This window comes from Bacillus sp. DX4.1 (assembly GCF_030348195.1).
Lineage (GTDB): Bacteria > Bacillota > Bacilli > Bacillales > Bacillaceae_G > Bacillus_A.
Genome location: NZ_JAUCFT010000006.1, coordinates 49,136 through 63,082 on the forward strand (window position 1 = coordinate 49,136; position 13,947 = coordinate 63,082).

The following is a 13,947-nucleotide window of genomic DNA, read 5'->3' on the forward strand; positions in this document are numbered from 1 at the left end:
AATCACCTACCCTTTACATGATAATTTTATCATAAAGGGTGGTTAAAGTTAATTTGATTTTGACAATAGTTTTGATAACGAAGTTAAGCGATTTATACGATCAAAATTTTGGCTTTTTTCGCATTATCAAAAACAATCATTTTTGATAATTATAAATCCAACTTTTCTATTTTTGAACGTCCCAAAATCTTTACTTTTTGGGACGTTTTTTATAAAACAACTCAAAAGATGTACCTTTACGAATATCAAAAAAAAGAATCCTTGCGATACAAGGATTCAAAAAACAGGAAATTACAAATCTATATAAATAAGAGAATTACTTATCATTACAGACTACATATATAATTATATATATGTATGAAAAATTTCTATTTTGGATTTGTAATTAAGTCCCAGGGTGGCCCCTCATAACCTGAATCGTTCACATACCCGTAAAAGTTTACATTCGATGTAATTATAGAATATTGGAATTAACCATCCCTGTTTTGTGCTAAAATTGGGAATATATGTTTATTTCGAAAGGGGTGGATTCAGTGCATAAAATTATTAATTTTATTTATGGAATATTACTTGTAATTTATACTTTGTACTCATTTTTTGTAAAAGATGAAAGTGATTTAAAATTTATTATGATATTAACCCTGTTGCTTATTGTTTCTGTGGTTTTAGAAAAAAGAAACGTTAAAAAAACGACCGATTAAAGGTCGTTTTTTTTGCGTTTCTTAATGTGATCGAAAGTAAACTTTTATAGTAAAGTTTACTTTCATTTTTTTCTTGAAAATATTTTTTGAAGGGTATGAGATATATTTTAACCAAAAAACTGAAAATTAAAATATTTAAATGTATAATAAAGTACAGAAGATATTGAAGAAAAAATAGAGAAGAGGGAATATCGTATGACTAGTTTAAAAAATGTTCTTGAGCTTGATTTTGCATATCTTGAAACCTTTACTAGCCGAATAGAGAAATCATGGGGTTCTATATTTTGTAATGAAAGTAATCCATATTATTATGATGCAAATCATGCACATGTAAGTGTAGTAAGTTTAAATCCACAAATGATAGTAGATGAAGTAGTTCATTTCTATAAGACTAAAAATATAGTACCTAGATTTTATATATACAACTTAGATATGCAAGAAAAACTGATTTCTGAATTACAAATAAAGAATTTTGGATTTGAAGAATTAATAAGTCCAGTCCAATTATGGAATAAGAAATTAATTAAAAAAGATAAAAATGAAAAAGTTACTATTGAAAGGGTATCTGAATTAAATTTTGAAGAAGCTTTAGATATTGAATGTAATATAAAAGAGTTAGGAGGCGAAGTTAGAAAAAAAGCTTTTCAAGATGAATTCCAACATCCAGCATTCACTCACTATCTACTTAGATACAATGGAGTAGCATGTTCCATCGCTTGTATTTTTGAACATGAAAAACAGGCCCGAATGGAAAGTGTAGCTACAATTGAAAAGTTTAGAGGTAAAGGGTTAATAGGTGAACTTATTCACTTTATTCAAAGTGAAGTAATGAATAGAGGACTAGATAATCTTTGGGTGATCCCAATTAACGAAACAGTAGAAAAAGTGTATGAAAAGTATGGATTTGAAACAGTAGAAAAAATTAAAACGGGACATGCGTTTTTAGAAGGAAAAAGCATTAAAGAAATTCACGAGAGATAGAAAAAATTAATTAATTTTGTTAAAGATAATTATTAAGCTAACAAGTGTATTGAATGTAAACTTCTATATAAAAGTTTACATTCAAAAAGGGGGCAATAAAAAAACAGTAGTGCATAAAATCACTACTGTTTTTTTATTGGTTTTTGCAAGTGAATTATTTGAATTCTTTTCTATATAATATAAAAGAATAAATAGCTCCAACGAAGAATACAAAGGCTTCAAACATTATAAAGAATTGACGGAAATATACAATATCTTTATCAACTAAAGAAATAAATATGCCATTCATTATAATTTGAGTAGTAAACATACAAGAAATAATTTTAAGATAAATAGCATTTGTTCTTTCATCTGGTTGACCAAATTTTTTGCTGATAATAAAAAGTACAATTACTGAACCTAAAAATAGAAGTGTTATAAATCCTACAACGATATTGAAATTTTGTGTGCTTTCTAACATCCATTTGTTTAATAGATCAATCATTATTATCTTCCTTTCCTACATAAGAGAATATTTCGTTTATATCAACCTCAAAATAATTTGCTATTCGATATGCTAACACAAGTGAAGGAGAATAATTATTCTTTTCCATCACAAATATCGTTTGTTTAGAAACTCCAACAGCGTCAGCTAAATCTTTTTGTGACATTCTTTTTAACACTCTATATTCATACACTTTATTCGCTATGGAATCCCCATATTTTTCCTTCATAGTTAACACCTTCCTTTCTTAACACTTATATTAAACTTATTTTATAAAAAAGTAAAGTTTAATTATACAAAAGATAAATTTTTTTATATAAATTAAAAGAAATTCTATATAATCTTTTGAATTTCAATCTTATAAAAAGGGTACCGCCACATCGCTATCAAGCTAAGGTTAGGAAAGGCCAGTTTCAGAAGAAAATTTTTTCTTTTTCTAAAAATCAGTGTAGATCATTGGAAATTTTGCATATCAAATAAACCCTAACGGGTTTCACTTTTTTTATTAAGCTGCTTGATTGTCCGACATGGTACAATTGTAAACGACACCTAATATATCAAAGACTGTTTTCTTCTTGTATCGATGAGATTTCCGTCCGTTTCGCTGTAGGAGGTTAAACAGACGAAGAAGAATCTTTGATAATCCTTGGGTGTCTTTTTGCATTGCTCGAAACAGAAGAAAAAAATAGTCTTTAATCATATATATGGCTTTATATTCACTCAGCTCTTGTTTCTTTTTTATGAGAAGTAACTTCCGCATTTGAAACATAATAGAGGAACAGAGTAGAATGGCAATCAGTTGCCCATACAAATGGCATTCCAATCGTTCTCGTTTTATCTTTTTACAATGATGAATGTGAAAGAATGATTTCCACGTTTTAAATAAAATTTGTCGGGTAAAGAACTGGCGCGGTATCAGTTATGACCCGTTTCCAATCCCTCCCCATAAGAACTGCTCGTGAGGTTTTCCCTCAAGCAGCTCACCCCATAAACTTCATCAAAAGGGGTATGAGACCTATCAAATCGCAGACACTTTCATCGGTATCCCTTTGCGCTTTTAAGGGAATGGACTTTCCAGTCCCAGTAGAGCCCCAGTACACCATAGAGATATTCATTACTCCATCTCTGCCATCCGATACTACGCTTTCGTCGCCGCTTCCTTCTTGTCAGCAGTGTACGGATTTTCATCTCCGTATAGTCACGCACTTCGCTAAATGCTCCGCTGGAGTTTCCAACTCGAAAGTAGTTCACCCATCCTGTTAGTACGGCATTGATTTGTTTTACTAAGTCTTGTGCTGGTTTGGCTCCTGCGTTTTGAATGAGTTCGCGGATTCTTGCTTTCACTGCCGTACGGGCTTTCTTCTTTGGGGTCATGCATATGAAGTGTCGGGTCTTATTTCGGTTCAGTACTCGCCTGAAATCAAATCCCAGAAAGGCAAAAGACTCTCCCTGTAAGACATCGACCATCCGAGTTTTCTCAAGATTCAGTTCAACTCCCAAAGGCTCCAATTGTTCCTGCAGTCGTCGCAGTGCCAGTTCAGCCCACCCCCGTTTACTGGAGTGCCCACTTACGGTGATAACCATATCATCGGCAAATCGGTGATAGTTCACAGCTTCATAGTTGCCTTCCGTCGTTTTACGCCGAATGGCATCAAATGTCCAATCTACCTCATTCAAGTAGATGTTTGCCGCTAGTGGCGAGAACGGTCCCCCTTGCGGGACTCCAATCTTTCCTGCGGCTTTTACCACCTGTTTTACTAGGCGCATAACTTGGTGGTCTTGGACACGATTTGCGATTTTCCTCAGTAGGATGTTATGCCGGATTGTATCAAAGTAACGTGACAAATCAACATCAATGACTGTAGTCATACGACGCAGCACACTGCGTCGCACTTCTGCCAGCGCTTGATGCAAGGAGCGTTTTGGTCGGAATCCGTAGGAATTTGGGCAGAAATCAGCCTCAAAGATAGCTTCCAATATGAGTTTTAGCGCTCCTTGGACCACACGGTCCCGTATACACGGGATTTGCAGTGTCCGCATTTTGCCGTTTGCTTTTGGGATTTCTACTTTACGATTAGCTTGTGGTTGATATGTGCCAGCCTGCAGTTCTGCTTGGATGTTCTTTAAAAACGGTATAACTCCCTCTAGTTCTATATCAGCGAAACTTTGACCGTCGATACCTGGAGCACCGCCGTTTTTCCTCGCATGCTGATGTGCTTCATGGAGGGTTGTTAGTTTGGTAATGTGGGAAAATAGTCCCCAAAACCGATGCGTAGGTTCAGACTTCGCCTTTTGATAGATTCGTCGCCTTAGTTCCTGCAAAGTAATAGGTGTTTTTGTCATGGCACCCTTGCCTCCTTTGGTCGTACGAAATATTTGCAGGTTCGGACCCTTCCCTCCCCGCGCGTTTTGCTGCACGCAGATCTCTGGTACTACGATCCGTTCCGCCACCCTGACACCTACCGTTCTCACTTCCCGATCGCGGTTATAGAGACGGTCTCCTCGATGAGGTTTCTTCATCGGGTGTCGAGGGCTTCTCCAGTTTCCACATTATCTTTCTCTCCATGTCGCCGCTGATACCCCGCCGGTGAGAACTGCCGTTCCAGACTCGTTTCGGTCAGTTCTTGCTGCTTTCGCACGTTATCGACCGTCTCAGCCACCGGAATTGCGTGTAACGAGGCTACGTCTACGTTCACTGTACGTTACAACCTGGAGATTTGCCCACATGCCTTTTGCATGTGATGTCAGAGGGCTTCGCCATGTCGCTTTCACTTCATGGCGCCTCTCAGGCTACGGGAGTGGAGTCTATTCTCCCGATTGGACTTTCACCAACTAGATAATGTGTCCTTATCTGGACACGCCGATTTGCCAACGAAGGGAGTAGAATTCATGAATCGCTTCTTTTGAAACATATTCCGATGGAATATTAGTCACATACACATTGATTCCTTGCAATTTTTTAATTCGATCGCTAAAAGTTATCCTTTTCTTTTTCTCTTTATATGCACGATCTTTTCGGCTCTGGTGCAAAAACTATAAGACTTATGTAACTAACCTCTGAAACTTGGACATACTGATACTAGTACTCTAAAAAAGGACGTGATCAGTATGGAAAAGCAAAACCTATTCAAGTGGAAACATTATCAGCCTGAACTGATCTTATTAACAGTAAGATGGTACCTGCGGTACAATTTGAGCTTTCGTAACCTGGTGGAAATGATGGAGGAAAGAGGATTATCCATTGCTCACACAACCATTATGCGCTGGATTCATCAATATGGACCTCAATTAGAAGAGAAAGTACGACATCACCTTACATCAACAAATGACTCGCGGAGAGTCGATGAAACTTATATTAAAGTAAAAGGGCAATGGACGTATTTATATCGTGCCGTTGATTCAGAAGGGAATACCATTGATTTTTATCTAAGTAAATCAAGAGATAAACAAGCAGCCAAGTGCTTTTTCAAGAAAGCCTTGGCTTTTTCGTACGTTTCTAAACCTCGCGTGATAACAGTAGATAAGAACCCTGCTTATCCTGTAGCAATTCGAGCGTTGAAAGAAGAAATGCATATGCCTGAAGGCATAGAGCTAAGGCAAGTTAGATATCTCAATAACATAGTGGAACAAGATTATCGTTTTATTAAGAAACGTGTTCGTTCTATGTTAGGGTTCAAGTCTTTTGGCACAGCTACATCCATTCTTGCAGGAGTGGAAGCTATGCATATGATTAAAAAAGAACAGATTGATTTACAGGATCAGTCTGTCCAAAACCAGAAAGAATTCATCCATCGATTGTTTGGGCTTACAGCATAAAATAGAATTCCGCTAGAAATATATGAGCTATATTCTCTTTTATTTTATCTTTGCACCAGAACCCTTTAATTCATTTAACTCTTCCATATACTCTTGAACAAGTGTGACTGCCTGGCTCATGGTAGCTCCCCCCCCAAATGCAGCTGTTACGCCAATGATCTCAAGAATTTCCTGCTCTGAAGCTCCTTGATCTATACATCCTTTAGTGTGATAAATAATGCAATACTCATCCTGAGAGTAAAGGCTTATCCCTAAAGCAACCAATTGTTTTACTTTTTTTGATAATGTACCTTCTTTAAAGCATTCCTCTGTAAAAGAATTAAACTGTTCAGCCAGTTTTGGCATTTTTTCCGTAAATAAACCCAACCCATGTTTATAGTGAAGAAGTGCAGATTCAGTAGTATTTCTACCTTCAAATTCCATATTTAATCAACCCCATTTCTAGTATTTATAAAACATACGTTAGTATGAGCTTAAAGTACTTTGATTAATCATATTTGACATTATGTAATTTAGGGGGGCATCTTTACTTTTCAAAAATAATTCTTCTTAAATAAACAGATAAATTTTATATATATTCATATAAAAGTTCTTGTACATCAATTCAATCATTCAATAGAAATAGTAAGATTTTTTGTATACATGTATAGTGTATGACTACCTTCTCAGCATAATATATACCTAATTTAAATTTTCACATGAGCATGTCTAAGTTTTTGGTATAGAAAAGGCAAGCATTTAAATATGCTTGCCTTCGTTCTAACGACGATGCTCGACTAAATCAATTACCCCTAAAACAACATGAGCTAAACCAAATCCAAATACCGTATTAGCAATCATCTTATTAGAACCACGTGTCTGCTTAAGTGCATAACCTGCAGCTGTGACCGCTGTACCTAATGCAGTTGGAATTAATCCTTCACGAATATCCATCGTAATATCCTCCTAGCATCGTAGTTAGTAAAACATGTAGTATTTCACAATAAAATACTAACATAAAAATTAGTATGGTCGCTTTTTATATAAATATGTAAACACCAATATCAAGGAAATATACATAACTAAAAATCCTGAATTAATGTCCCAATCCATTCCAATAAAAATCTACAATGCTTACAGCTAAATCATCTATATTGGCAATCAGTGGCTTTTGATTTACATCTTTGTAATCACCTAAGTATAGCAAAGCAACAAAGGCATGAGTACTTAAAAGCGAGTGCCCTTTAGGGATTTCACCTTTTTGCATCGCTTTGTGTATTACTTGATCCAATACTTCGTACATTTTATCTTCAGCTTGTTGCATTTGTATTAAGTGATTCTCTGAAAGAGATATTTTTGCATCTTTCATGAAACTCTTGATATCAATGTTCAGTGTTGCGGTTAAATGAACTTTTGCAACATCAAGTAATCGCTCCTTAAGCGGCTTACTTGTTGAAAGAATTTTATGCATATTGTCTCTAATGCGTGCCATCATTTGAATCATTGTATCCGTAAAAAGATCAGCTTTTGTAGCATAGTAATAATAAACAGTTGCCTTTGTTACATCGCACTCTTTTGCAACATCTTCCATAGAGACGATTTGATAACCTTTACTTAAAAACAGCTTTGTAGCAATATCAACAATTTTATCTTTTGTAGATTTTGTATTTTTATTTTGAGGTGGTCTTCCTAAAGGACGTTGTTTTTGTTCCAATATCATTCTCTCCTGACTCTTCATAATTAAAAATATTATAACATATCAGTTGAATAGTACTTGATTAATTAACTAACCAGTATATATAATTAATTCTAAAATTAGTAAGAAAGGTGGAATATCATGAAAAAACATCCTCTTTATACATGGGGGAAATATGTCGGTGGGCCAAAAGCAAGGTGGATTACCCTTTTTGTATGGGTCTTGTTGACACTTGTTTTATCGTTTACTTGGCCAGCTGTGAATACCGTTGAAGATGAGACAGCCCCTAATCTTCCTGAAACGGCTATGTCACAACAGGCTAATAATATGATTAAGAAAGAATTTCCGAATGACTCAGGAAACCCTGTGCTTATTGTTTGGCATAAAGATGAAGGTTTAGAAGAGAAGGATTTTAAGACAATTCAAGATACTTATCAAAAACTTAGAAATTCGCCATTAAAGGGGCAATCAACGTTACCACCTTTTGATACCATACCGCACCAAGCGTTAGCAAAAAATGTTTCAGAAGATGGTACGTCTCTTGTAACTCCTGTGTTTTTTGATAAAACTGCAGGGACAGATATGCTGCAAGAGAATATGGTTGAACTGCAGAGTGTCATAAAGAATACAGTGGAAGATGATCCATTTAAAAGAAAGATTTCCGATTCTGGTTTGCATGTACGTCTATCAGGGCCAGTTGGTATTCAGACTGATGCAGTAAGCATATTTAGTCAGGCTGATTTGAAATTATTGGTTGCAACTGTATTACTTGTTTTAGCTTTACTTATTCTTCTTTATCGTTCGCCGCTATTAGCAATCTTACCTTTAATTGTAGTTGGGTTTGCTTATGGAATAATTAGTCCAACTTTAGGTTTTTTAGCTGATAAAGGATGGATTACTGCTGATGCGCAAGGAATTTCAATTATGACTGTACTATTATTTGGAGCTGGTACGGATTATTGTCTATTTCTAATTTCAAGATATCGAGAGTTTCTTCTTGTGGAGCAAAATAAATTTAAAGCGCTACAGCTTGCAATTAAAGAATCAGGTGGAGCTATCATTATGAGTGCTCTTACAGTTGTAGTAGGATTAGGTACTCTATTACTTGCTCATATAGGTTCTTTCCATAGATTTGCAGTACCTTTTAGCGTGGCTGTTTTCCTTATGGGAATCGCTTCTTTGACAATTTTACCAGCATTATTAGCTATTTTGGGGAGAGTAGCATTTTTCCCATTCATCCCAAGAACAACAGAAATGAATGAAGAATATGCTAAGAAAAAAAAGAAAACTATCAAGGTAAAGGAATCGAAAGGGTTCTTAAGCAAAAAACTTGGAGATCTTGTTATTCGTAAACCATGGACAATTATCCTGCTAACACTATTCTTATTAGGTGGATTGGCTTCATTTGTTCCACGTATCCAATTTACGTATGATTTATTAGAATCATTTCCAAAAGATATGCCTTCACGTGAAGGATTTGATTTAATCTCTGATCATTTTTCACCTGGTGAGTTAGCACCTGTACAAATTGTTGTTGATACAAAAGGAAAAGATGTACCTGTCAAAGAAGAATTAACAAAACTTTCTTTTATAGATCAAGTAACAGAACCAGTGCAAGGGAAACAGAATAATCAATTACAAATGTTTGAAGTTTCAATAAAAGATAATCCGTATTCTATTGAGGGGATGAATAAAATCCCTGAGTTAAGAAAAAGTTTGAAACAGGTAATGAAAAGTGCTGAAATAAGTGATGCTAATAACGACATATGGATTGGAGGAGAGACGGCTACATTATACGATACGAAACAAACAACTGAACGTGATCAAAATGTGATTATTCCTGTTATGATTGGTATTATCGCATTATTATTACTTGTATATTTACGTTCTGTTGTGGCGATGATCTACTTAATTGTAACAGTGGTATTATCATTCTTCTCTGCATTAGGGGCAGGATGGTTACTACTTCACTATGGTATGGATGCTCCTGCAATACAAGGAGCGATTCCTCTATATGCATTTGTGTTCTTGATAGCATTAGGAGAGGACTATAACATATTTATGGTTTCTGAAATATGGAAAAACAAAAGAAGCCAGCCACACCTTGAAGCAGTCAAAAACGGGGTGGTTCAAACAGGTAGTGTTATTACGTCTGCTGGTTTAATCTTAGCAGGAACATTTGCTGTATTAGCTACTTTACCAATCCAGGTACTTGTTCAATTTGGTATTGTTACAGCAATAGGAGTACTTCTGGATACATTTATAGTAAGACCTCTTCTTGTTCCTTCACTTACAGTCGTTTTAGGCCGTTTCGCTTTTTGGCCAGGAAAGCTTTGGAAGAAGAAAGAGACAAAAAAAGTAGATGCTTGATAGTATAATAAAATTAAAAAACCAAGGAAACTTTGATTGAACTGTACCCCGAATCGTGGACACTTAAAAAAAGTCCATGATTCGGGGTTTTTGTGTGTTTTCACACCGATTTCCTCGTTATAATGAAAACAATGATAAAAGTGAGGTACGGGGAATGAGTAACATTATTTTTAATGAAATTCAAATAAAACAATTAGAGAAGAATGAAAATGTAGTAAAAGTATCGGAACGTTCTATTACTTACCATGCTGATTTTAAAGTAAAAGCTGTGAAAGAAAATCAGAATGGGAAAGGGCCGAATCAAATCTTTTTAGAGAATGGATTCGATCTAGATATTATTGGCGAAAGAAAGCCAAATCAATGCTTAAAACGCTGGAGAAAGACGTATGAACAGTTTGGCGAAGAAGGATTTTATACAGAACGTCGCGGAAAAGGAAATGTCGGTCGTCCTTCCACAAAACAGTTATCTTCTGATGACAAGCTAAAGAAAGCGGAAGCGCGTATTGCTTTTTTAGAAGCGGAACTTGAATTTTTAAAAAAGTTAGACGAGCTCGAAAGGCAGGCGCTGAAAAAGAAACGCTAACACCGTGTGAGAAATATACGCTCATTGAACAAATGATTCGTCACTTCAATTTCCCACGAATGGTACGTTATTTTTGCGAACTAGCTGGTGTGAGTCGAAGTGGTTATTATGCTTGGCTCCAAAAAGCAGACATGTACACTGAAAAAGAATTATGTGATGAGAAAGATTATGAATTGATTCAGGAAATTTTCAACCAAAAGAAGAAAAAATGTGGTGCGAGATTTATCAAAATGACTTTAGAAAATACAAAGGGAATTAAAATGAATCTAAAGCGTATCTTTCGGATTATGCGGAAATACAATCTAGTGACAAAGACTCGTCGTGCGAATCCATACAAACAAATAGCTAAGGCGACGCAAGAACACAAGGCTTGTCCTAACCTACTCCAACGTCAATTCAATCAAGAAGAGCCGGAAAAAAGTATGTTAACTGATATTACATATTTATTTTATGGAAAAGGGAAGAAAGCTTATTTATCTTGCGTAAAAGATAGTACCACACGAGAGATTTTAGCCTATCACGTCTCTCCCTCTTTACAAATGGATATCGTCTATCAAACATTAGACAAATTGAAAGATAGATTAGGAGATACAATTCATCCTGAAGCACTTTTACATTCAGATCAAGGCACACATTACACGCATCCTGAATTTCAGCGACGTGTAAAAGAAATGGGGATAAAACAATCTATGTCACGTAGGGGAAACTGTCTGGATAATGCCCCGATGGAGTCCTTTTTTGGTCATATGAAGGATGAATTAGATTATAAAGATTGTCCAACGTTTCAATCTCTTCAACAGGTGATAGAGGAGTACATGAAGGATTATAATTACTATCGTTATCAGTGGACACTAAAAAAGATGGCTCCGGTACAGTGGTCTTACCCCTGTCAAGTAGACAGTAAAAGATTAGATGCCTTTTCATTAAGCAGCCTTAGTTCCAAATTCAGCAGGACTAAGGTTGTTTAATTTTTTTTGGAATCGTTTGTTATTGTAATACCTCATATATCTTCTAATGGCTTTGAAAACTTGCTCTTTTTCATGAAACTCATTTCTGTAAAAACATTCTGTCTTAAAATGACTAAAAAAACTCTCTACACATGCATTATCATAACAATTGCCCTTCCTAGACATACTTACATTCATTTTGTATTTTTTAAGTAATAGGTTGTATTTTTTGGACGTGTATTGATACCCTTGATCGCTATGTAATACTGTTCCGTGGACATTTCTTTTTCTTAAGGCCTTATTCACTGTGTCTATAACTAATTTTAAATTGTTGCTTTCGCTTACTTGGTAGGCTACAATTTCGTTATTATAAAGATCCATTATCACTGAAAGATACATACGCTTACCGTTAAAAGTGAGATAGGTTATATCTGTAACCCATTTTTCATTTGGCTTGCTGGCTGAAAATTCCCTGTTTAAACGATTTTTTGATACGACACATTGTTCTTTTAAGCCAAAATGCCTCCACTTTTTCTTTCGAATCTTAGCTTGTATCCCCATTTTCTTCATTAAACGGTACACTCTTTTATGATTTATCTGTAAACCACAATACTTTTTGAGCCATGTACAAACTCTTGGATAACCAAAACTACCATTTATATCTGGATCTAGTTCGCATTCCACTATTTTGGACATAATAAATTGGTCTTCCTTCATCTTTTCAGAGGGATTAGTTCTTCTTTTTTCCCATTTGTAATATCCACTTCTTGAGACCCCCGCAATTTCACAAAGAAACACAATTGGAAAGCTATGCTTTAATGTATGAATGATCTCGTATTCTATTGATTTGTCTCTTTTGACCTCATCTCCTTTTTCGCAGCTAAGAGCTTTTTTAAGTATGCATTTTCTACTTCTAATCGTTCTATTCTATCATCATGACTTGTTTTTATTGAACTTGCATTTGTTTGTCTAGATCTCCCTCGTTTTTCTTGTAGGCCAAGAATACCCTCACTATTGTAGTTTTTAATCCATCTGTCTATAACTGAATATGTAACTCCTAATTCCCTTCCAATTAATTTACTACCCATTCCTCTATGTAAGTACATTTCAATAGCTTTCATTTTAAAATCAATCGAAAAAGTTCTTCTAATTTTCCCCATAAAAAAATCCCCTCCATAATAAACAGTACAGTAACTTTCTTTCAACTGTCTACTATGAGGGGATAATACCAGATTATTTACTTCACTCTCTTTTCCTCATATCTCTTTACAACCCGATAAAAAATGGTTCGACTTGAGGGGAACGAAGAAACTTATATATCATTATTAAAGCATTTAAACAAGTAGGTGATAGTATGGGAACATTGTTAGAGGAATGTATTGAAGCTTTGGGCCAGAATATAAGAATCTTATCTAAAGAAGAAAGAGAAATGGTTCTTACAAATTTTGAAACTACTTTTCTTATTACACAATGGGGACGTATTGAATGGTCAAAAATAACTCAGTGCATTGAAATAAATACAATTGATGAAATAACTTCATATTTGAATAGTTGTTACGATGAATATAATAAGAAAGTTTATTTAATTTGGGATGAAGGGACATTACCAATTATTAAGACAGATTTAGATAAGGTTTTAGAAGTAATAGACGATGTTACTGCGGTTAGCTTTGATACTTGGATATATGCGCCTCATGTAGGTTATGCCATTGAGCTATATCATGATGGAAACATTAGAATAGGATTAAAATAACAATAAAAAGTCAGATTTCTGTATGCTATGCAGTATCTGGCTTTTTATTATGTTCCAAAAGGTATACCTTTTGGTACGGTACAAACCAATATATAAGGAGTACGGCAACGATTCGTACATTGACCCGCCATATCTATAAAAAACAGAATTTCTCTATCTTTTTTACTTTTATGAATTCGAAATACTCTATTTAAAATATTTTTTAACAACATATATATTAAATTTATCCCAATAGAATGTATTATGTTTTACATAAATGTTAAAAATTTATGTTTATTTTACACGTGTGTAAATTTTTAACATTTTTATTTTTCTCAATTCTATAACTTTATTCTTAAATTATACTTAATATGGAAGTCCAATATTAGTTGAAAGATTTTGAGATAAGACATTTATCTTAAATTCTTACTTAGAGGAGTGATTTATGTATGACTTAGGAATTAAATGGAGGTAATATGCATCTGGAAAAATTAAGAAAAGACTTGGAAGTTTTAGACTCCTATGCTTTTTATCGTATTCATCAAAAAATATAATCAATATTGTTCAAAATAAGTATTCATTTAATACATCCACTTGTAGAATTATTGAAAAAATTGGTATTTCATATGAACGTTAGAACGGATTTGAACGAAAGGAC

General features: G+C 34.6%; 12 protein-coding genes and 3 pseudogenes. 5 read left to right on the top strand and 10 right to left on the bottom strand.

Features of this window, described 5'->3' with window-relative positions; translation table 11 throughout:
- Positions 1-896: 896 nt before the first annotated feature.
- Positions 897-1,682, top strand: coding sequence for a GNAT family N-acetyltransferase (locus QUF99_RS00395; RefSeq protein ID WP_289368020.1), 786 nt, complete (start codon positions 897-899; stop codon positions 1,680-1,682).
- A gap of 154 nt (positions 1,683-1,836) precedes the next feature.
- Here QUF99_RS00395 and QUF99_RS00400 read toward each other — a convergent pair whose 3' ends face one another.
- From QUF99_RS00400 to QUF99_RS00420, 5 genes and pseudogenes are all read right to left on the bottom strand, one after another.
- Positions 1,837-2,166: a 6-aminohexanoate hydrolase gene (locus QUF99_RS00400; RefSeq protein ID WP_289368021.1), complete on the bottom strand. Its 330-nt coding sequence runs from the start codon at positions 2,164-2,166 to the stop codon at positions 1,837-1,839.
- Positions 2,159-2,395 (bottom strand): helix-turn-helix transcriptional regulator, encoded by a 237-nt coding sequence (locus QUF99_RS00405; protein ID WP_289368022.1) that lies wholly within the window; start codon positions 2,393-2,395, stop codon positions 2,159-2,161. The genes QUF99_RS00400 and QUF99_RS00405 overlap by 8 nt, the downstream gene beginning before the upstream one ends.
- A 276-nt stretch (positions 2,396-2,671) precedes the next feature.
- Positions 2,672-3,058 (bottom strand): annotated as a pseudogene (locus QUF99_RS00410) (IS4 family transposase); the annotation flags it as partial.
- Between the two features lie 143 nt (positions 3,059-3,201).
- Positions 3,202-4,509: a group II intron reverse transcriptase/maturase gene (gene ltrA, locus QUF99_RS00415; RefSeq protein ID WP_289368023.1), complete on the bottom strand. Its 1,308-nt coding sequence runs from the start codon at positions 4,507-4,509 to the stop codon at positions 3,202-3,204.
- Positions 4,510-5,028: 519 nt separating this feature from the next.
- Positions 5,029-5,181, bottom strand: a pseudogene (locus tag QUF99_RS00420) (IS4 family transposase); the annotation flags it as partial.
- A gap of 93 nt (positions 5,182-5,274) precedes the next feature.
- On the opposite strand from QUF99_RS00420, the gene QUF99_RS00425 reads away from it, so the two are divergent.
- Positions 5,275-5,982 carry an IS6 family transposase gene (locus QUF99_RS00425; RefSeq protein ID WP_289368024.1) on the top strand — a complete coding sequence of 236 codons (708 nt, stop codon included), beginning with the start codon at positions 5,275-5,277 and terminating at the stop codon, positions 5,980-5,982.
- Between the two features lie 39 nt (positions 5,983-6,021).
- Here the strand turns inward: QUF99_RS00425 and QUF99_RS00430 are convergent, their stop codons facing one another.
- From QUF99_RS00430 to QUF99_RS00440, 3 genes are all read right to left on the bottom strand, one after another.
- A complete protein-coding gene (locus QUF99_RS00430) occupies positions 6,022-6,405 on the bottom strand; it encodes a carboxymuconolactone decarboxylase family protein (RefSeq protein ID WP_289368025.1) in 384 nt (127 codons plus the stop codon).
- Between the two features lie 336 nt (positions 6,406-6,741).
- Positions 6,742-6,915, bottom strand: coding sequence for a hypothetical protein (locus QUF99_RS00435; protein WP_006096976.1), 174 nt, complete (start codon positions 6,913-6,915; stop codon positions 6,742-6,744).
- A 142-nt stretch (positions 6,916-7,057) separates the two neighbouring features.
- Positions 7,058-7,681: a TetR/AcrR family transcriptional regulator gene (locus QUF99_RS00440; RefSeq protein ID WP_289368026.1), complete on the bottom strand. Its 624-nt coding sequence runs from the start codon at positions 7,679-7,681 to the stop codon at positions 7,058-7,060.
- A 117-nt stretch (positions 7,682-7,798) separates the two neighbouring features.
- Between QUF99_RS00440 and QUF99_RS00445 the strand changes: the two genes are divergently transcribed.
- Both QUF99_RS00445 and QUF99_RS00450 read left to right on the top strand, forming a co-directional pair.
- The gene (locus QUF99_RS00445; protein WP_289368027.1) at positions 7,799-10,027 is read left to right on the top strand and encodes an MMPL family transporter; all 2,229 of its coding nucleotides are present in this window, start codon (positions 7,799-7,801) and stop codon (positions 10,025-10,027) included.
- A gap of 154 nt (positions 10,028-10,181) precedes the next feature.
- Positions 10,182-11,488, top strand: a pseudogene (locus QUF99_RS00450) (IS3 family transposase); the annotation flags it as partial.
- Between the two features lie 45 nt (positions 11,489-11,533).
- On the opposite strand, the gene QUF99_RS00455 reads toward QUF99_RS00450, so the two are convergent.
- Together QUF99_RS00455 and QUF99_RS00460 are read right to left on the bottom strand one after the other, a co-directional pair.
- Positions 11,534-12,475, bottom strand: a complete 942-nt coding sequence (locus tag QUF99_RS00455) for an IS3 family transposase (protein ID WP_353958373.1) — start codon at positions 12,473-12,475, stop codon at positions 11,534-11,536.
- Positions 12,397-12,717, bottom strand: a complete 321-nt coding sequence (locus tag QUF99_RS00460) for a helix-turn-helix domain-containing protein (RefSeq protein ID WP_289368028.1) — start codon at positions 12,715-12,717, stop codon at positions 12,397-12,399. Before QUF99_RS00460 ends, QUF99_RS00455 begins: the two co-directional genes overlap by 79 nt.
- A gap of 194 nt (positions 12,718-12,911) precedes the next feature.
- Here QUF99_RS00460 and QUF99_RS00465 point away from each other — a divergent pair, with 194 nt between their 5' ends.
- Positions 12,912-13,310 (top strand): CDI toxin immunity protein, encoded by a 399-nt coding sequence (locus QUF99_RS00465; protein WP_289368029.1) that lies wholly within the window; start codon positions 12,912-12,914, stop codon positions 13,308-13,310.
- The last annotated feature ends 637 nt before the right edge of the window (positions 13,311-13,947 follow it).